Origin of the sequence: Gluconobacter vitians (assembly GCF_015244565.1) — a bacterium.
Taxonomy (GTDB): domain Bacteria; phylum Pseudomonadota; class Alphaproteobacteria; order Acetobacterales; family Acetobacteraceae; genus Gluconobacter; species Gluconobacter vitians.
The window spans coordinates 161402-178161 of sequence record NZ_JABCQG010000002.1 but is presented as its reverse complement, the minus strand read 5'-3'; the positions used below and the strand labels follow the sequence as shown (position 1 = coordinate 178161).

General features: G+C 58.2%; 17 protein-coding genes and 1 tRNA gene. 11 read left to right on the top strand and 7 right to left on the bottom strand.

Features of this window, described 5'->3' with window-relative positions:
• Window positions 1-83 precede the first annotated feature (83 nt).
• Window positions 84-350 (bottom strand): 50S ribosomal protein L27, encoded by a 267-nt coding sequence (rpmA, locus tag HKD24_RS02460; RefSeq protein WP_008851550.1) that lies wholly within the window; start codon window positions 348-350, stop codon window positions 84-86.
• Between the two features lie 33 nt (window positions 351-383).
• The gene (gene rplU, locus HKD24_RS02455; protein WP_011251736.1) at window positions 384-698 is read right to left on the bottom strand and encodes a 50S ribosomal protein L21; all 315 of its coding nucleotides are present in this window, start codon (window positions 696-698) and stop codon (window positions 384-386) included.
• 290 nt (window positions 699-988) lie between these two features.
• Between rplU and HKD24_RS02450 the strand changes: the two genes are divergently transcribed.
• Window positions 989-1078: transfer RNA gene (locus HKD24_RS02450), tRNA-Ser, on the top strand.
• A gap of 26 nt (window positions 1079-1104) precedes the next feature.
• Here HKD24_RS02450 and HKD24_RS02445 read toward each other — a convergent pair.
• The gene (locus HKD24_RS02445) at window positions 1105-3348 is read right to left on the bottom strand and encodes an FUSC family protein (RefSeq protein WP_194258854.1); all 2244 of its coding nucleotides are present in this window, start codon (window positions 3346-3348) and stop codon (window positions 1105-1107) included.
• Between the two features lie 27 nt (window positions 3349-3375).
• Window positions 3376-4332 (bottom strand): UdgX family uracil-DNA binding protein, encoded by a 957-nt coding sequence (locus tag HKD24_RS02440; RefSeq protein ID WP_322783268.1) that lies wholly within the window; start codon window positions 4330-4332, stop codon window positions 3376-3378.
• A gap of 510 nt (window positions 4333-4842) precedes the next feature.
• Here HKD24_RS02440 and HKD24_RS02435 point away from each other — a divergent pair.
• The 4 genes from HKD24_RS02435 to HKD24_RS02420 all read left to right on the top strand — a co-directional run bounded on the left by HKD24_RS02435 (window position 4843) and on the right by HKD24_RS02420 (window position 7114).
• A complete protein-coding gene (locus tag HKD24_RS02435; protein ID WP_194258852.1) occupies window positions 4843-5310 on the top strand; it encodes a MucR family transcriptional regulator in 468 nt (155 codons plus the stop codon).
• Window positions 5311-5453: 143 nt separating this feature from the next.
• On the top strand, window positions 5454-6344 hold the full coding sequence (gene sppA / locus HKD24_RS02430; protein WP_194258851.1) for a signal peptide peptidase SppA: 891 nt from the start codon (window positions 5454-5456) through the stop codon (window positions 6342-6344).
• 40 nt (window positions 6345-6384) lie between these two features.
• A complete protein-coding gene (locus tag HKD24_RS02425) occupies window positions 6385-6690 on the top strand; it encodes an integration host factor subunit beta (RefSeq protein ID WP_194258850.1) in 306 nt (101 codons plus the stop codon).
• A 97-nt stretch (window positions 6691-6787) separates the two neighbouring features.
• Window positions 6788-7114 carry a hypothetical protein gene (locus HKD24_RS02420; protein ID WP_194258925.1) on the top strand — a complete coding sequence of 109 codons (327 nt, stop codon included), beginning with the start codon at window positions 6788-6790 and terminating at the stop codon, window positions 7112-7114.
• 21 nt (window positions 7115-7135) lie between these two features.
• Here HKD24_RS02420 and HKD24_RS02415 read toward each other — a convergent pair whose 3' ends face one another.
• Both HKD24_RS02415 and trxB read right to left on the bottom strand, forming a co-directional pair.
• Window positions 7136-8035 (bottom strand): LysR family transcriptional regulator, encoded by a 900-nt coding sequence (locus HKD24_RS02415; RefSeq protein ID WP_194258923.1) that lies wholly within the window; start codon window positions 8033-8035, stop codon window positions 7136-7138.
• Window positions 8036-8153: 118 nt separating this feature from the next.
• Window positions 8154-9128 (bottom strand): thioredoxin-disulfide reductase, encoded by a 975-nt coding sequence (gene trxB / locus HKD24_RS02410; protein WP_194258849.1) that lies wholly within the window; start codon window positions 9126-9128, stop codon window positions 8154-8156.
• Window positions 9129-9226: 98 nt separating this feature from the next.
• Between trxB and HKD24_RS02405 the strand changes: the two genes are divergently transcribed.
• Genes HKD24_RS02405 through HKD24_RS02380 form a run of 6 tightly spaced genes read left to right on the top strand, consistent with a single transcriptional unit; the run spans window position 9227 to window position 16286 of the window.
• Window positions 9227-9709, top strand: coding sequence for an Lrp/AsnC family transcriptional regulator (locus tag HKD24_RS02405; RefSeq protein WP_011251728.1), 483 nt, complete (start codon window positions 9227-9229; stop codon window positions 9707-9709).
• Window positions 9710-9720: 11 nt separating this feature from the next.
• Window positions 9721-10827, top strand: coding sequence for a glycosyltransferase (locus HKD24_RS02400; RefSeq protein WP_194258848.1), 1107 nt, complete (start codon window positions 9721-9723; stop codon window positions 10825-10827).
• A gap of 4 nt (window positions 10828-10831) precedes the next feature.
• Window positions 10832-12238 (top strand): ArnT family glycosyltransferase, encoded by a 1407-nt coding sequence (locus tag HKD24_RS02395; RefSeq protein ID WP_322783267.1) that lies wholly within the window; start codon window positions 10832-10834, stop codon window positions 12236-12238.
• Between the two features lie 49 nt (window positions 12239-12287).
• Window positions 12288-13223 carry a flagellar motor protein MotB gene (locus tag HKD24_RS02390; protein ID WP_194258846.1) on the top strand — a complete coding sequence of 312 codons (936 nt, stop codon included), beginning with the start codon at window positions 12288-12290 and terminating at the stop codon, window positions 13221-13223.
• Window positions 13224-13249: 26 nt separating this feature from the next.
• Complete coding sequence (gene motA, locus HKD24_RS02385; RefSeq protein ID WP_194258845.1) at window positions 13250-14116, top strand: flagellar motor stator protein MotA; 867 nt, start codon at window positions 13250-13252, stop codon at window positions 14114-14116.
• A gap of 52 nt (window positions 14117-14168) precedes the next feature.
• Window positions 14169-16286, top strand: a complete 2118-nt coding sequence (locus HKD24_RS02380) for a prolyl oligopeptidase family serine peptidase (protein ID WP_194258844.1) — start codon at window positions 14169-14171, stop codon at window positions 16284-16286.
• Window positions 16287-16401: 115 nt separating this feature from the next.
• On the opposite strand, the gene rpsU is transcribed toward HKD24_RS02380, so the two are convergent.
• Complete coding sequence (gene rpsU / locus HKD24_RS02375; protein WP_011251722.1) at window positions 16402-16605, bottom strand: 30S ribosomal protein S21; 204 nt, start codon at window positions 16603-16605, stop codon at window positions 16402-16404.
• Window positions 16606-16760 lie beyond the last annotated feature (155 nt).

Here is a 16760-nt window from a genome sequence, read left to right as displayed (position 1 = left end):
AAGGTGAGGGGCGCTTTATACGCAAAAAGGCCGGTCCCGAACAGGACCGGCCCCTTCCGCTCGCGCTGGAAAACGCGGGCTGCTTATTCAGCAGCTTCCGGCAGTGCCACGGAAACGTGGACACGGCCTTCTGCGCGGCGCTGGAACTTCACATGACCGTCCACGAGAGCGAACAGCGTGTGGTCGCGGCCGATACCGACATTGGCGCCAGCCTTCATCTTCGTGCCGCGCTGGCGGACGATGATGTTGCCTGCGATGACGCTTTCGCCACCGAACTTCTTCACGCCCAGACGACGACCTGCACTGTCGCGTCCGTTACGGCTCGAACCGCCTGCCTTTTTTTGTGCCATGGCTGTTTATCCTTACCTGGAGTGTCGGGCCGATCAGGCCGCGTTGATCGCGTTGATGCGCAGGACGGTCACCGGCTGGCGGTGGCCGTTCTTGCGGCGGCTGTTCTGGCGGCGACGCTTCTTGAAGATGATCACCTTCGGCAGACGATCCTGAGCAACCACGGTTGCCGTCACGGTTGCGCCAGCGACCAGCGGTGCGCCAACGGTCAGGGTGCCTTCGCCGCCAACCATCAGGACGTCGGTGAAGGTGATGGTGCTGCCGGCTTCAGCTTCGAGCTTCTCGACCTTGAGGATGCTCTCGGGAGCAACGCGATACTGCTTGCCGCCGGTGCGGATGACTGCGTACATTCTGGAAACTCTCTCTGTTCCGATCTCGTGGCCGCTTCTGCCGGGTTGACCCGATCTGGCGCGACCCAGTCGCTTTTTGTCGTTGGCTCCATGCACTCCAGCGGGTGCAATGACATGGAACAGCCGCGGTCGATATAGCTTTGAGGCGTTCCAGTCAATCAGAAACGGCGAAAAAACGCGTTCGCAGACTGGTTTCTGTCATGAACGTCCTCGGACCCTCTTGCAATGTCGGACAAACCCCGTCATAAGCCCCTCCGTCGATCAGGTTCAGCGCAAAAGCAGAGCCGTACGGAGAGGTGCCAGAGTGGTCGATTGGGGCGGTCTCGAAAACCGTTGTGCCTTCGCGGGTACCGTGGGTTCGAATCCCACCCTCTCCGCCATCTGATTTGAAATCATTGAAAAATAATCAGCCCTGACCCGAGTTGAGCAGGCGGCTGTTCTTCTCGCCCCGGAACGGCTTGCTGGCATCGAGGAAGTCCTCGTTTGTCCGCATCGTGTAGGCGATGACGACGAGATAGGTGATGGCGCGTGTCAGTTCGAGGCGCGTCACCAGATCCGTTTCCTGGGCGTCGAGAACGCGCAGGCGTCTAACGGCAGCTTCGGCAATACGGGCTGCCTTGTCATGTCGGCGTGTCGATTCTTCTACATAATGCAGGACCAGCAGGATTGGCCGCCGTGCACTTTCGGGCAGGTATTCACGGTCCAGGAGGGCGCGGAGCCTGATAACGTTCAGGCCAAGGGTGAGTGTTGCCAGTGTTCCCAGGATGCAGGCTTCGATCAGCGGAGCAGGGGTCGGTCCGGCATGGCGGATGATGCGTGCAAAGCGATCCGTGTTGCGGCCGATCCAGACACTGATGCGTGGCGTGAAGCCCGGATGGGCCAGATGCTGCAATTCTCCTAGCATAATGCGGCGCAGACGGAAGCGCTCTGCATCGCTGCTGAAGGGCAGGACGCTCCGGAATACAATAACACTGACGGCCACGGCCAGAACGGTCGCCATATTGCCATTGTAGAACGCGATTTCATTCATGACGTGATGGTTCTGGAGCCCCAGCATGGCCGGGAGCAGCAGACCATAAGCCGCTGAACCGCCAGCAGTGGCCGGATTGCCTTTGGCTAGCCCGCCCAGGAACATTGCAGGCCCGAGAAAGAGCGCCAGAGTCTCGAATGTCGTGACTTTCGGCATGAGCACGAAAACGAGGATCCATGCCATGAAATAGGCAGCGACCGCGCCTTTGAGAAACTCTGTCGTGCCGAGGACAGGATTTTCCTTGGTGGCGAAGAGGCCGCAGACCAGCGTCGTAATGGCGATGAAACCAAGCCCGTTTGGCCAGGCCGTTACTTCATAGATGTAGGCGGTAATAAGCACGGCGCAGGCTCCGCGCAGACCGTTATGGACGGCTTCACGGGTATCGCGATGGGTTTCAAGCTGGAAATGGAAATGGTCGCCCCTGATGCGATGGGTACTGGCTTCATATTCCTTGATGGCCTGTTCGAGATCGCCCAGCAGTTCTCCCAATGAGACGAACAGGATGCGTTCATCCAGCCGACCCTGCTGCATTTCCTGACCTTCGGCCGTCTGGTCGAAAGGTTCCTGTCCGGGAATGGGTTCAAGATCCGTCCGGACATCGGATTCACGATGTGGTGCCGCGTAGAGGCGGCATACGTCACGAAAGTGCTGAAGATCAGCGAGCAGGGCAGGGACGGCGTTCTGATCCGGCAGGCGCTGCGGAAACTGCTTTAGAAATGCGAGGATTTCATCAGCGGTCTTGGTAAAGGCCGGATGGTTGTGATTGAGCACCTGAAGGCGCATCGCCATTCCGAAGCCACGGGACAGAAGCGCGGAGACCGCAGCGAGTGCTGCACGGGCATGATCGCCTTCATGGCCGTGTGGCCCCATCTCGACTTCGGCAAACTCGATCTGGTCGTTGATCGTCAGGATCGTACCAAACTGACGGCGGGCGGCATTGAGCGCACCACGCTCTTCACCCAGAAGGCTGCACAATGTCGTCGTGACGAGGACCAGTGCCGATTCAAGTTTCTGCCTCAGCTGGGCCCGGGCGTGTCTTTCCTGACTTGTGGCGAAGATAAGTCCCATAAAGGCTTCACACAGCACGCCGAGGACAATGTAGGTCCCGCGCGACATCGCAATCATGAAGACATTATCGGGATTGGAGGCGGCGCCCATACAGATGATCGAACAGGTATATCCTGCAAGAACAAGGGCATAGGAGCGGAAGTTGCTGACAAATGTCGCAAAGCCGCTGCACAGACCGATCCAGACCGCGATCATGGGAAAGAACATCCAGGGTGCCTGCGGAGCGGCCGCCATGATGGTTATGGCCGCAACCGCGCCACTGATGGTGCCTACTACACGCCATTTGGCCTTGGACTGACTTTCGCCACGGCTGGTCTGCGCAACCGCCCAGACGGTCATGGCAGCCCAGGCCGGATCATCCAGTTCCATCCAGAACGCAATCCCCACCGCGAGGCAGGCCGCAATGGTATTGCGCAGGGCAAAGGTTACGGATGAGGCACTGGGTGCGTATAGCCATGAAAGAAAGGGACGCGCGCGCGGCCGCAGAGGTGCAGGCCGTGTGGTCGTATTATCCGGAGTCGGTTGTCCCGAGGAGATGGTGCTGCCACTCATTGCGGGAGTTTCTTAGCCTTAACAGCATTATCCGGCGAGAGCGGAAATTGCCATTCTGAGATCGGTTACAAATTTTGTATATTCACGTGTCTTCGACTCCTCATCGGGAAGGCGGAGCAGATAAGACGGATGGACGGTTACCAGCCCGATACTTCCGTCTTCCAGAGGAATATGCCTTGAACGCTCACGCGACACTGTGACGTGTCGCCCCAGAACAGCACTGGCGCCTGTAACGCCGAGCATCACGGTCACTTTTGGCGCCAGCACCTTCCGCTCGGCTGCCAGCCATGGCGCACAGGCGGCCATCTCAGCCGAGTCCGGCTTCTGGTGAATACGACGTTTCCCTCTGGGAACAAATTTGAAATGTTTGACGGCGTTGGTGATCCACGCTTCCGCCCGGTTGCCGCCGGCTTCCTTCAGGGCACGGTCAAACAGCTGTCCTGCGGGGCCGACAAACGGTCGGCCCTGAAGATCCTCCTGATCGCCCGGCTGTTCCCCGACAAAGATAATGCGGGCCTCGGGATCACCTTCTCCTGAAACCGTGCGTGTCGCCGGGCCATAGAGATCGCACAACTGACAGTCAATAGCCTGTCCGCGGAGACTGGCCAGTGACGTGGACGAGCCAATTTCGGAAGCTATGGGATGCAGTCGCACAGGGGCAATTCCGTTCCACCAGGCATTATCGGTCCCGGCCGTAGCGATTTCGCGTGCGGTTGCAATGAGCTCGGCCGGATCGGCGATATCCTTTTCCAGCCCCGGACCGAAGCGGTATTCCTGACCATCCCAGCACAGGGTCCGCTCAGGAGCGGTTAGAATCCACGGAGCTGGTCTCAAGTTTGAGAGCGCCGAAGCCTGACTGTCGATCAAGGCGGAGGCGTGGGATGTGCGAATAATCTGCCAGTCAGGATTATGCGCATCCGGCATCTGGCACCGAAGATCGAGAACGCGATGCCGCGTCTGTGTGGCGAGATCCTGTAACCGCACGAAAAGCTCATCGGATATCGGTGTTCCGTCACGCAGCAGCTGAAGCGTAAAATAAAGTAACTGAAAGCGGTCTGGAGCGTCAGAAGCAAACACTGCGGGGAAAAGGGCTGCTAAAGATCGGGGGATGGTGGTTGTCGAGGGGGCTTCCGGAAGGACTCGTGTAGCAGAGCGGGCATACAGGTCTGCTGGAGCTTCTATAGTCCAGCGTATTTCGTCCGCCGCTACTCTGTCATAAAGCAGTTTTCTGGACCATGCGCGCCAGCCGGAAAAATCACTTGTGGCTGAAAGGACAACTGTTTTGCCGTTCATGTCATTATCCCAGGTCTCTGTTGTATGACTGAATATTGCCGCAATTGCGCTGAACTATTTTTGTTTGCAGACTATTTTGGTATGATGATAATCAATGAGTCGGGAGAGGCATAAGTCAAATATTTCCGCAATGCATTTACCTGATCGTTTACAGGCGTTATAGAACCAAAAAAATTCATTCGAGCAGAGGGATGAAATATCATGTCCGAAAACACTTCCAATACCGGTCTTTTGGAACTCACGGCCAAGATCGTTGCTGCACAGGCATCGCGCGGTACACTTGAAGCCGAGGCGCTGCCAGCTCTGATCCGTCAGGTCTATGACGCTCTGGCCAAGGCTGGAGTTCCGGAAGAAGAGCCGCAGTCCGAACGTCCGCAGCCGGCTGTCCCCATCAAACGCTCGGTTTTTCCTGACTACATCATCTGTCTTGAAGACGGTAAAAAGCTGAAGATGCTCAAGCGCCATCTTCAGAGTGCCTATGACATGACGCCGGAACAGTACCGTGAGCGCTGGGGTCTGCCTTCGGATTATCCGCTGGTTGCACCGAACTATGCCCAGCGCCGTTCGGCTCTGGCCCGCGAGATCGGTCTGGGACGCAAGATCAGTGCTGCAGGTGCCGAGGGTAAGAAAGAAACTGCTCGTGCGCGCCGCACCAAAAAGGAAGACTGAAAGTTTTTGGATTCAGTTGATGAAAAGCTCTCTGATGTGGATTTTTCATCAACTGATCCAATTCAGGCGGCAGGAACAGGAGCAGTTCCATCAATACTGAACTGAATGCCTTTTTGGCGGTCCAGTTAAAACATCGACAACTGATGTTCTGGCGTATCGGTGCTCTTGTTGCCGTCTTTACGGCCATCGCTGTCTGTATGGCAGGCTATGGCCGACCTGCTGCGGCCGGTTTCGGGCACAGGCCACATATTGTCCGGCTTGTTATTACCGGCATCGTCCAGAATGATGTTTCAGATACGGTGCGGGCTCTCAAACAGGCCCAGACTTCGCCTGACGTAACGGGTCTGCTGCTCGTCGTTGACAGCCCGGGCGGCGGTGTTACCGGGGGAGAGCGCCTGCATGAGGCTGTCAGGCGCTTTGCCGCGGTTAAACCGGTTGCTGTTTCGATGGGGGATATGGGGGCGTCCGCGGCGTATATGCTATCCGTTCCCGCCCAGCATATTGTTGCGTTACCGTCGACGCTGACTGGATCGATCGGCGTGATCTTCCAGCGACCAGACGTCTCGGCTGGACTGGGTCGCCTTGGAATCGGGATGGATGCCATTACGTCAGGTCCCATGAAAGACCAGACGGACCCGACGAGTACCCTGACGCCGGAAGGTCGCCAGATGCTGCAGGGACTCGTGAATGACCTGTTCGGACAGTTCGTTTCCATGGTGGCCACTGGACGTCATATGAGCGAAGAAAAAGTCCGCTCACTGGCGGATGGACGCGCCTATACGGGAAGGCAGGCCATTGCCCTCGGATTAGTGGATGAACTGGGCGACGAAGACGCTGCGCGGCTTTGGCTTAGAAAACAGTTGAAAATCGGGAATGCGTCCTATCCCGTCCTGCCGCTGATCTCGGGACACAACCGATCCTGGTCCTGGTGGCCCGGAAAAAAAGCGTTGCTCAAAAGCCTGCTGGGAGGGGCTTTCTCCAGTGCGATTGATCGCGAGGGCCTTGACGGAGCCGTTGCGATTTTGCAACTCTGACCGTCTGTTTCAGAAGGCGGAGTCAGGTGGAAGAACTGTCATGACCCGATCCGAACTCATTGCGGAACTGGCGACTGCTTATCCGCATCTTCTTACCCGTGATATTGAACGCATTGTCCATGCCGTTTTTGACGAGATCGGTGCGGCGCTGGCGCGTGGAGACCGTGTCGAACTGCGGGGTTTCGGGGCTTTTCTTCCCCGCGAACGGGCCGCCAGAACGGGGCGTAATCCCCGGACCGGAGATATTGTTCCGGTCGAGGAAAAAAGTGTTCCGTTCTTTAAGGTAGGCAAGGAACTGAGGGAGCGCGTCAACCAGCGTTTGTCTTCCCGGAAGTCCAGCGATTAAACCGGCCTGTGTCGTCGCTGCATCAGGCGCTGGCGAGAATGTCATGCAGAATGGTGGGGACTGGTTCAGTAAGCCGGTTTTGCGGTATCCTGAGGCCATGAAATCTGTTTCCCGTTCCATGGCTGTCATTCTCTGGGCTGCCAGCCTGTCCCTGAGCGGATTGCCTATAATGGCTCCGTCGGTGGCGCTGGCCCATGGGGGAATGAAATCGGGAAAATCCACATCTCAGCACGCTGCAAAAGCGCGTTCCGCGCAGGCGAAAGTCTGTTATCGGCTGGCGTCAGGTGTCATCGTGCTTGAACAGATGCCGAATAATGCCGGGCGTCTGGGGCGGGGAAGCGGTTTTGCCCCGATTGGCGAAGCAGTATTCCGCTCCAACAATCGGGCACATGCCTGTTCTTCGGGACATGGACGCCGGGGTTAGGAGGCGGGTCAGCCTCCGGTCCTAGTCATGTCCCTTGAGGTTGCTGATCTCGGAAAGAAGGAAATCCCGGAATACCGCGATCCGCTTTGAAGTGCGCAGTTCTTCCGGATAGACGAAGTATGCTTCCACCAGCGGGACCTGCTGATTAGGCAGGATCCTGACAAGCCCAGGATAACCTGTCGCGGCATAAAGGGGCAGGGACCCGATGCCTGTGCCGGCGGCAATGGCATTTGCAACCGCAGAAATATTGTTGATCGCCAGCCGACGGCTACCCTGTCGTGCCACGCCTTCCTGCCGCAGCAGGTCAAGCAGCCAGTTCACGTTCGGCAGCGGCAGATGCCAGCCTGCGAAGGTAATGATCTGGTGATCGGCAAGATCTGCCAGGCATTGCGGTGTGCCATGACGCTCAAGATATTCAGCGCTGGCATAGATCGGCATGGGGAAGTTCGCGAGATGCCGCTGGACCAGATCGGGCTGTGTTGGTGGGTGCAGCCTGATTGCAACATCAGCCTCCCGCATCCCCAGATCCAGATCCGCATCCTCGAGCAGAAGCGTGACTTCGATATCGGGATGCAGTTCCAGAAACCGGTTCAGTCGCGGAGATAGCCAGGACAGTCCGAAGCCGGTTGTCGTGGTGATCTTGATCTTTCCGGCCGCGCGTTCCTTGCTTTCGCTCAGAAAGGCCTGGGTCAGCGCTAGCTTTGAGAAGACTTCCCGGACCGTACGGTTCAGGACATCGCCCTGTTCCGTCAGGATCAGTCCACGCGCATGCCGGTGAAACAGCGGCACGCGCAGGACATCTTCAAGTGCCGAGATCTGACGTGAGACCGCTGACTGGCTCAGTCCCAGCCGGTCACCGGCATGGGTGAAGGACCCGGCTTCTGCCACAGCATGAAAAATCCGCAGCTTGTCCCAGTCCATCTGGTTTTCTCCCCGTTCGCCGATGCGACGGTCTTCGTCCTTCTTACCCATATGTCCCGGCGTTATCCGTCAAGATATGTCGTTGAATGGACGAAACTGTCTGAAGCGCAGGCGAGGGTCAAGTTTTTGTCATGGCAGGTATGCCAGAAAGATATCGTTCGGCTTCCAGCGCAGCCATGCAACCCGTACCGGCAGCTGTCACTGCCTGACGGAAAACGCGGTCCTGAATGTCACCAGCGGCAAACACGCCTCTGACCGATGTTTGTGTTCCGCCGCTTTCCGTCCGGATGTATCCGTCTTCGTCACAGGCGACTTCATGGCGGAACGGACCAGCATTCGGCGTATGGCCGATGGCTACGAAAACGCCATCCAGATCAAGCTTCGACAGCGCGCCCGTCCGTGTGTCTTTCAGTTCAACCCCGCAGACGACTTCCGGCTCTCCGGCTCCCAGAACTTCTTCGACGGCCTTGTTCCAGTGCACCTCGACTTTCGGATTGGAGAAGAGGCGCTCCTGCAGGATGCGCTCGGCCCGCAGACTGTCCCTGCGGTGGATCAGATGCACCTTGTCCGCGTGATGCGTCAGGTACAGCGCTTCCTCGACTGCCGTGTTGCCGCCGCCGATCACGGCGACTGTTTTGCCGCGATAGAAGAAGCCGTCACAGGTCGCACAGGCCGAAACGCCGCCGCGCTGGAGACGCTTTTCCGATTCGAGACCAAGCCATTTCGCCTGTGCGCCGGTTGCGATCACGACCGTCCGGGCCCGGAACTCGTCTCCCGAATCTCCGGTCAGCCGGAAATATCCATCCGGACCCGGGCCGTTCTTCAGATCGGCCTGTACGATCAGATCGTAGATCAGCCGCGTCCCGACATGCTCGGCCTGGGCGCGCATTTGCTCCATCAGCCAGGGACCCTGCACAGGAGTCGCAAAGCCGGGATAGTTTTCAACATCCGTTGTGATGGTAAGCTGGCCGCCGGGTTGCATGCCAGTGACGAGAATCGGTTTCAGACTTGCGCGGGCCGCGTAGATTGCTGCCGTATAGCCAGCGGGGCCGGCGCCAACGACCAGCAGATCCGTATGATGGATTTCGGGCATGATGGGTCCTCGGTAGGTATCTGGTCCCCCATATAAAGACTTCCGACGCATCTGCCATCTTTGCGGATCATGTCACCTGCCATATACGTCAGAGTGAAATGAACGTACCGCCACACCCCGCACCGATTGAACTGGACGCCATCGACCGGCAGATCATTGCCGAACTCCAGGCCGATGGACGCATGACCAACGTGGAACTCGCCCGTCGGACCGGCATTTCCGCGCCGCCCTGCCTGCGACGTGTCCGGCGGCTCGAAGAACTGGGGATCATCAAGGGCTACCACGCGGAAGTGGACGCGGCCCTGCTGGGCTGGTCCCTGAATTTCTATGCCCTGATCGGCCTCGAGAGCCAGAAAGGCAGCGTGCTGGAAGCCTTTGAGGCGCAGGTCGGCGCCTGGCCCGAAACGCGGGAATGCCACATGATCCGTGGCGGCGGCGATTTCCTCGTGCGCCTTGTCGCCCGCGATGCCGCCCACCAGAACGCCCTGACGCGCCTGCTGACCGACAGCCCGCATGTCGTCCGCGTCCAGACCCTCCAGACCATCCATACAAGCCGTGACCTCGCCGGCGTGCCGATCTGACGGCTGATCCCATGACCGCTTCCCGGCTGCTGCCTCTTCCGGCCGAACTGAGCGTCATCGTCCCGTGTTACAACGAGGTCGCCAATGTGGCGCCCATGGTCGCCGCACTGGATAGCGCGCTCGAAGGCCGGAAGTGGGAAGTCATCTTTGTCGATGACAGCTCGCCGGATGGCACGGCGGCGGAGGTGTCCCGGATTGCACGTCTGGATCCGCGGGTTAGGGTCCTGTGCCGTGTCGGACGCCGTGGCCTGTCCTCGGCGGTCATCGAAGGGATCCTCTCCTCCAGCGCGCCTTGGGTCGCCGTCATGGATGGCGATCTGCAACATGATGAGTCCGTCCTGCGCACTATGCTCTCGGAACTGCAGGACGGCGCAGATATCGTCGTGGCGAGCCGGCATGTCGCAGGAGGAGACAGCGCAGGGCTGGCCGGGCAGTGGCGGCATCTGCTTTCCGATGCCGGAATCAAGGCCGCGCAGGCCATCATGCCGCATCCGCTGAGTGATCCGATGAGCGGCTTTTTCGCGATGCGACGGGACCTCTTTGAGGCCCTGCTGCCCCGTCTGTCTGGAACCGGATTCAAGATTCTGCTTGATCTGGTCATGTCCGCACCAAAAAGCGTGCGCATTGTTGAAGTGCCGTTCGTTTTCCGTCCGCGGCTGGCAGGCGAAAGCAAGCTCGACGTTGTGGTGCTGCTCCAGTTTGCGACGATGCTGCTCGACAAGCTGGCCCATGGCTGGCTGCCGACACGCTTTATGGCTTTTGCGTTGGTCGGACTGATCGGCGTGGTCGTCAATGTAAGCGTTCTGAACCTTGCCGGCGCCTGTGGCCTGAGTTTTTCCTGGGCCCAGCTGGCTGGAACGGCTGTCGCAATCCTGACGAATTTCCTGCTCAACAACCGTTTTACCTATCATGACCGGCGCCTCAGAGGGCCGAAACTCTGGAGAGGCCTGGTCATTTTTGTGACCGTCTGCTCGCTGGGCGCGGTCGCCAATATCGGCATTGCCCGCATGATGCTGGGGAGTGCCGGGCATGGGCATTGGGACCGTTCCTCCGCCGCTGGCGCGGTCGTCGGAGTTGTCTGGAATTATGCGGTCTCTTCGACGCTCGTCTGGCGCTGAACCCGTGACTGATACTGAAACGGGTCGTTCAATCCGGCTGTTCTGGGGACTTCTCGGCGTCCTGACGGTCGTGCGGCTTGTCCTTGCTGCCAGTGTTCCGCTGACGCCAGATGAGGCCTATTACTGGGTCTGGTCCCGTAATCTTCAGTCAGGCTATCTGGATCATCCGTTTATGGTGGCGCTGTGGATCCGCGCCGGCACATGGATTGCGGGAAATACGCCGCTGGGTGTGCGTCTGCTCGGTCCGCTCTCGGTTCTGCCGGGGAGCTGGGCGCTGTATCATGCGGCCCGCCGATTGCTGCCGGCACATCCATGGCCACAATCCGGTTTCAAAGCGGCGCTCGTACTGAATGCGACGCTCATGCTGGGGCTAGGTTCAGCCACCATGACGCCCGATACGCCGCTGCTGTTTTTCATCACGCTGTTTCTCTACACGCTGAGCCGCGCAATCGATCCCGATCAGACGTCACGTGAGGCTCTGCCATGGTGGATTGGCACAGGTGTTCTGCTGGGACTGGCGTTTGACTCAAAATACACTGCTGTCCTGATCGGCGTTGGACTGGGAGGGGCTGTTCTTACAACGTCCCGTTTGCGTCGACAGCCTGGGCCATGGCTCGCAATTCCGGCGCTTTTCGCGTCGATGTCTCCTGTTATCCTGTGGAATGCGCATCACCACTGGGCCAGCTTTGTGCGGCAGGGCGGTCGGGCAGGGGACTGGCATCCGGCGCGGGCCGTCCAGTTCATTGGGGAACTGCTGGGCGGACAGATCGGCCTGGCCACGCCTTTCATTTTTGTGCTGTTTGCAGCAGGGCTCTGGGGGTGTCTGAAACGCAACCGGCTTCTGGCATGGCTGGCGCTTGTGCCGATGATCGTGTTCATCACGCATGCGTTCGGGGACAGGGTTCAGCCTAACTGGCCCGCTGTGATCTATCCGGTGCTTGCTCTTGCCGCACTTGAAGCAGGCTGGCGCATCCGCTGGCCGGTCATCACCGGGCTGATCCTGACTTTCATTGTCTGCATTCAGGCCGTTTTTTCACCCCTGCATCTGATTCCGCACCGGGACCCGGTACTGCGCCTGACGGGGGGCTGGGCCGAGTTTTCCCGTCAGCTTGCCTTGCAGGCCAAGGCAGAAGGCGCGACGGCGCTCGCGGCTGAAGACTACGGTCTGGCCGCCAGACTGGCGTTTACGCAGGATATCCTGCCGGTTCTGGGGACTGATCCGCGCTGGCATCTTTTTCGTCTTCCCGCCGAGACTTCTGCAAAAGCGGTGAAAATCGAAGAGCAGCGACACGGTTCACAGCCGGATAAAGCTGGCACACTTTGCCGGCAGGTCCGGGGGCAGGCCATCCGCTGCTACACCATGAGTTCGCCGGATTTCGTTTCCGGCGTGCAGCTTCCAGGGCGTTCTTAAACCTCTCCTTAAGACTCGCCTGCCATACTGAAATCACTCAGGAGGCGGGATGTCCAACCAGAACGGCAAAGAAGCTCGAAAGATCATCATCAAGCGTTTTGATGTGGTCGAAGGTGGCCATCACGGCGGCGCATGGAAAATCGCCTATGCCGATTTCGTAACGGCCATGATGGCGTTCTTTCTGGTCATGTGGCTCATCAACGCCACCACGGAAGAACAGCGCAAGGGCATCGCCAATTTCTTCAATCCGATGGCGGTCTGGAAAGACATGCCACCGCCAATGGATAATGTTCTGCCCGCAGCACCGGAACCCGTATCGCTGGAAACGAAACCTGTTGCAGTAAAGCCGGGAAAGGACCAGGCCGGAAAACTGCCCCAGGGCCCCACAGCCCAGCAAAAGACAGATCCCGCAACGGCTCCCAGTGTTCATACGGCGCAGATTGTCGTGCTGCATGACAACCAGATCCAGCCGGGTGAGCCTCCCGTTGCTCCTGCTTCCGCAAAAGCCACGCAGGAAGCCAGGATTGCCGCAGCAAGAAAGATCCAGGCGCTCGTCAGTAATATGCCTGAACTCGCGGATATACGGTCACAGGTCTCGGTTACGGTTGGGGACGACGGACTGCACATTCAGATTGCGGATTCAGACCATCTGCCGATGTTCGCGATGGGGCAGTCTGCGCCTGACCCTCATGCGGTAAAGCTGATCAAGGCTATTGTACCCTATCTCGAAAAACTGCCCGGCAAACTGTCCATTGCCGGATATACCGATGCCACGCCCTATCGCCCCGGACAGCTCAGTAACTGGAGCCTGTCGAGCGCGCGTGCTGTCGCAGTACGGGATCTCGTTGTTCAGAGTGGTTTTCCTGACGGACGGCTGAAATCCGTCAGTGGATATGCTGACAGAAACCTGTTTGATCCTGCCCAGCCGCTCAGCCCCCGGAACCGCCGCATCGTTCTGGTGCTGTCGCCCGATATTTCTCAATAAATTCAAGTCAGTTAGGAAATTTTCGGATGTTCATTATTATCGGTCTGGTTGTTGTTCTGGGCTGTGTTTTCGGATCGTTCGTGGCATCCGGGGGAGCCATCGGTCCTCTTGTCTCCTCCATGCCCTTCGAACTGCTGACCATTCTTGGTGCTGCAGTCGGAACCTTCCTGATGGCCAATTCCATCGCGGCCGTGAAGCATCTTCCGGCTGGTGTCAAGAAGGCCATGAAGGGGTCCCAGTACAGCCGGGCCGATTATGTTGATCTCCTGAGCCTGCTATTCCATATCGCGAAACTGGCATCTTCCAAGGGATTCATGGCGCTTGAATCCCATATCGAGGATCCGCAGGGCAGTACGGTTTTCGGTGCTTTTCCAAAAATCCGGGACAACCCTCATGTCTGCTCCTTCATCTGCGATTATCTGCGTATGGCAGGCATGAATGTCACTGATCCGTATCAGATGGATGAAGTGATGGGGAATGAACTCAAGAAGAACATGCGTGAGGAAATGCATCTTCCCCACGCGCTTCAATCTGTCTCCGATGCACTACCTGCTCTGGGGATCGTGGCTGCGGTGCTGGGCGTGATCAAGACCATGGCGTCCATCAGCAAGCCCCCGATCATTCTGGGTGAAATGATTGCAGGCGCGCTTGTCGGAACATTCCTCGGTATTTTGCTGGCCTATGGAATTGTAGCACCAATCGCCAGTCGGCTTGGTGGGGTTGTCGAGGAAGAGGCGTCCTATCTTGATCTCGTACGCTCCGTGATCGTCGCGCATCTGCAGGGCAATGCACCTCAGGTCAGCGTGGAAATCGGCCGGAAGAGCATTCCTTCCGACCTGATGCCGAGCTTTCAGGAGGTTGAGGAAGCCGTCAGCGCAGCAGCTGTGGCCTGATATGTCAGAGTTCTTTACGATGCCGATATTGTCGGTATCGTAAAGGGTCTTCATGTTTCCTGTTCTTGCGAGAGCGCTGTGCCTGTCTCTCTCCATCCTGCCTCTGGCGGCTTATGCAGGCACATCCTCTCTGCCGTCTCCAGCCGAGTTAAGCCAGACGGACGGCGCCAAAGCCCTGCAGTGGGTCAGGGCACAGAATGCTCATACTGAAGCAATGCTTGCTTCAGATCCGCGCTACAGGCCTCTCTACCAGAAAATCCTGACCGCAGAGCAGTCCCCGGCGCGTCTTGCCGTACCGCACCAGCAGGGAGGGGAAATCTGGAACTTCTGGCAGGATGATGTCCATGTCCGCGGGATATGGCGCAGTGCTTCGACCGCGTCTTACAATTCAGGTCACCCGGATTGGAAGACGCGTTTCGATCTCGATGCCCTGGCTCGGACGGAACATGAAAACTGGGTCATGGAAGGTCTGGATTGTCTTGTTCCGGAGGAGCGTTTCTGTCTCATGTCCCTGTCCCGGGCGGGTGAAGACGCGCATGTGGTCCGGGAATACGACACGCAGAAGGGTGCTTTCGTAAAGAATGGTTTTGTTCTTCCTTCTGGCAAACAGACCGTCACATGGGTTGATGTTGATACCCTTCTCGTTTCCCGTGACTGGGGGGCTGGTGACGCAGGGCTTACCAAGTCAGGCTATCCGTATTCCGTCCGATTGCTGCACCGAGGACAATCGTTGGCTCAGGCTACCGAAGTCTATCGCGGGCAGACTTCGGATATGGATGTGTCGCCGGAAACTCTGCGTGATGAAAAGGGACAGCAGCTTTTTCTCATCAGCCGTCACCGGGATTTCTTTCATACGGAACTCAGTGCCCTCAGTCCGAAGACACATCAGCTGACCCGGCTGTCGCTTCCTGAAAAATATGACAGCCTGTCTTATCTGAATGGCCAGCTGGTCTTTCACCTGCTGCAGGATTGGGTGCTGCCCAGCCAGACGTTTCATGCGGACAGCATTGTTGCTCTGGACCTGAAAAGATTGGCGGCCCCGGAGCTTATCCTGTCACCTACATCCCGCCAGACCATTGGAGACGGGATGGGGAACGCGCTCGCCGTGACCAGAAATGGTCTGGTTGTTGTTCTGTACGATAACGTCCAGCCTGTTCTGAAGCTTTTCCGCCATGAGGCAAAGAACGGCTGGACCTCTCGTTCCATTGCGTTGCCGCGCAATATGGCAGCAGAAATTGTCTCGTCTGATCCGAAGCTCTCGCAGGCTTACCTGCAGCTTGAAGGGTTCATTCAGCCGCCCCAGCTGTGGGGACTGGATACGGCATCGCAGAGCACACAACTTTTATATCGTCAGCCGGATCTGTTTGATGCGTCTGGTCTGGTCGTGGAGCAGATGTTCGCGACCAGTCCGGATGGTACGGCCATTCCATATTTCATTGTTCATGCGAAGGACTGGCAAAAGGATGGAGCCCGACCCACGCTGATGACGGCCTATGGCGGTTTTGGATTGTCCTATCTGCCTGTCTATCACCCTGACCTCGGGATTACCTGGTTCGATCGGGGGGGCGTGTATGTCATGGCCAATATCCGCGGTGGCGGAGAGTTTGGTCCTGCATGGCACGAGGTTGCACGTCGGGAAGGGCGGCAGAAGGCGTATGACGACTTTGCCGCCGTGGCGCGTGATCTGACGGCACGGCATATTACATCTCCCAGGAATCTGGGGTTGCGCGGTCGGTCCAATGGCGGGCTGCTGGCGGGCGTGGAGTTCACCCAGCATCCGGATCTGTGGAATGCAGCGATCATCGGTGTGCCGCTTCTGGATATGATGAACTACGAGCAGATGGCGGCTGGTGCCTCGTGGGCCGCGGAATATGGCAGCATCTCGGATCCGGGGCCGCGTGCTTTCTGGGAAAAGATGTCGCCTCTGCAGAACCTGAAAGTCGGTGTGTCCTATCCGGAGCCGTTCATCTTCACATCGACACGGGATGACCGGGTCGGTCCGATCCATGCCCGGCGGTTCGCAGCGCGGCTGGAGAGCCTGCATCTGCCCTTCCTGTATTATGAAGATGTGGAAGGTGGCCATGCCGGTACGGTCAACGCTGTGGAAGTCGCACATGAGCGCGCTCTTGAGGCGATCTATCTCAGCCGCAAACTGATGGATGCGCCTTGAGGCTATCCATTCCCTGTCTGCTTGACGCGGGCAGGGAGCAGTCACAAAACCGGACACAAAAAAAGCCGCTATCCCTGAGGACGCGGCCTTTTTTCCGTTCGGATGACGGGAAGACTTAGAAGCCTTCACGCTCCAGACGCTTACGCTCCATCTTGCGGGCGCGACGAACAGCTTCAGCTGCTTCGCGGGCGCGCTTCTCGGAGGGCTTTTCGAAGTGGCGACGCAGCTTCATCTCACGAAACACGCCTTCGCGCTGCATCTTCTTCTTGAGCGCCTTAAGCGCCTGGTCAACATTGTTGTCACGAACGAGAACCTGCACGGTGCCGTCAACTCCTTATGGGCCCGCTCTTCAGCGCCACCCGTGATATGGCATTCCAACTAAGGATGGTGCCCTTAACACACCTTCCGCCGGGAACGCAATTCATTCAGCCGCGCTTGAATGGATTCTTCCCAACGCGCACTCTGGGCTGACCG

Excerpts from the sequence above, each read along its gene's own strand:
- rpmA (WP_008851550.1), bottom strand. The coding sequence starts at position 350 with ATGGCACAAAAAAAGGCAGGCGGTTCGAGCCGTAACGGACGCGACAGT.
- rplU (WP_011251736.1), bottom strand. The coding sequence starts at position 698 with ATGTACGCAGTCATCCGCACCGGCGGCAAGCAGTATCGCGTTGCTCCC.
- HKD24_RS02445 (WP_194258854.1), bottom strand. The coding sequence starts at position 3,348 with ATGAGTGGCAGCACCATCTCCTCGGGACAACCGACTCCGGATAATACG.
- HKD24_RS02435 (WP_194258852.1), top strand. The coding sequence starts at position 4,843 with ATGTCCGAAAACACTTCCAATACCGGTCTTTTGGAACTCACGGCCAAG.
- sppA (WP_194258851.1), top strand. The coding sequence starts at position 5,454 with ATGTTCTGGCGTATCGGTGCTCTTGTTGCCGTCTTTACGGCCATCGCT.
- HKD24_RS02425 (WP_194258850.1), top strand. The coding sequence starts at position 6,385 with ATGACCCGATCCGAACTCATTGCGGAACTGGCGACTGCTTATCCGCAT.
- HKD24_RS02420 (WP_194258925.1), top strand. The coding sequence starts at position 6,788 with ATGAAATCTGTTTCCCGTTCCATGGCTGTCATTCTCTGGGCTGCCAGC.
- HKD24_RS02415 (WP_194258923.1), bottom strand. The coding sequence starts at position 8,035 with ATGGACTGGGACAAGCTGCGGATTTTTCATGCTGTGGCAGAAGCCGGG.
- trxB (WP_194258849.1), bottom strand. The coding sequence starts at position 9,128 with ATGCCCGAAATCCATCATACGGATCTGCTGGTCGTTGGCGCCGGCCCC.
- HKD24_RS02405 (WP_011251728.1), top strand. The coding sequence starts at position 9,227 with ATGAACGTACCGCCACACCCCGCACCGATTGAACTGGACGCCATCGAC.
- HKD24_RS02400 (WP_194258848.1), top strand. The coding sequence starts at position 9,721 with ATGACCGCTTCCCGGCTGCTGCCTCTTCCGGCCGAACTGAGCGTCATC.
- HKD24_RS02390 (WP_194258846.1), top strand. The coding sequence starts at position 12,288 with ATGTCCAACCAGAACGGCAAAGAAGCTCGAAAGATCATCATCAAGCGT.
- motA (WP_194258845.1), top strand. The coding sequence starts at position 13,250 with ATGTTCATTATTATCGGTCTGGTTGTTGTTCTGGGCTGTGTTTTCGGA.
- HKD24_RS02380 (WP_194258844.1), top strand. The coding sequence starts at position 14,169 with ATGTTTCCTGTTCTTGCGAGAGCGCTGTGCCTGTCTCTCTCCATCCTG.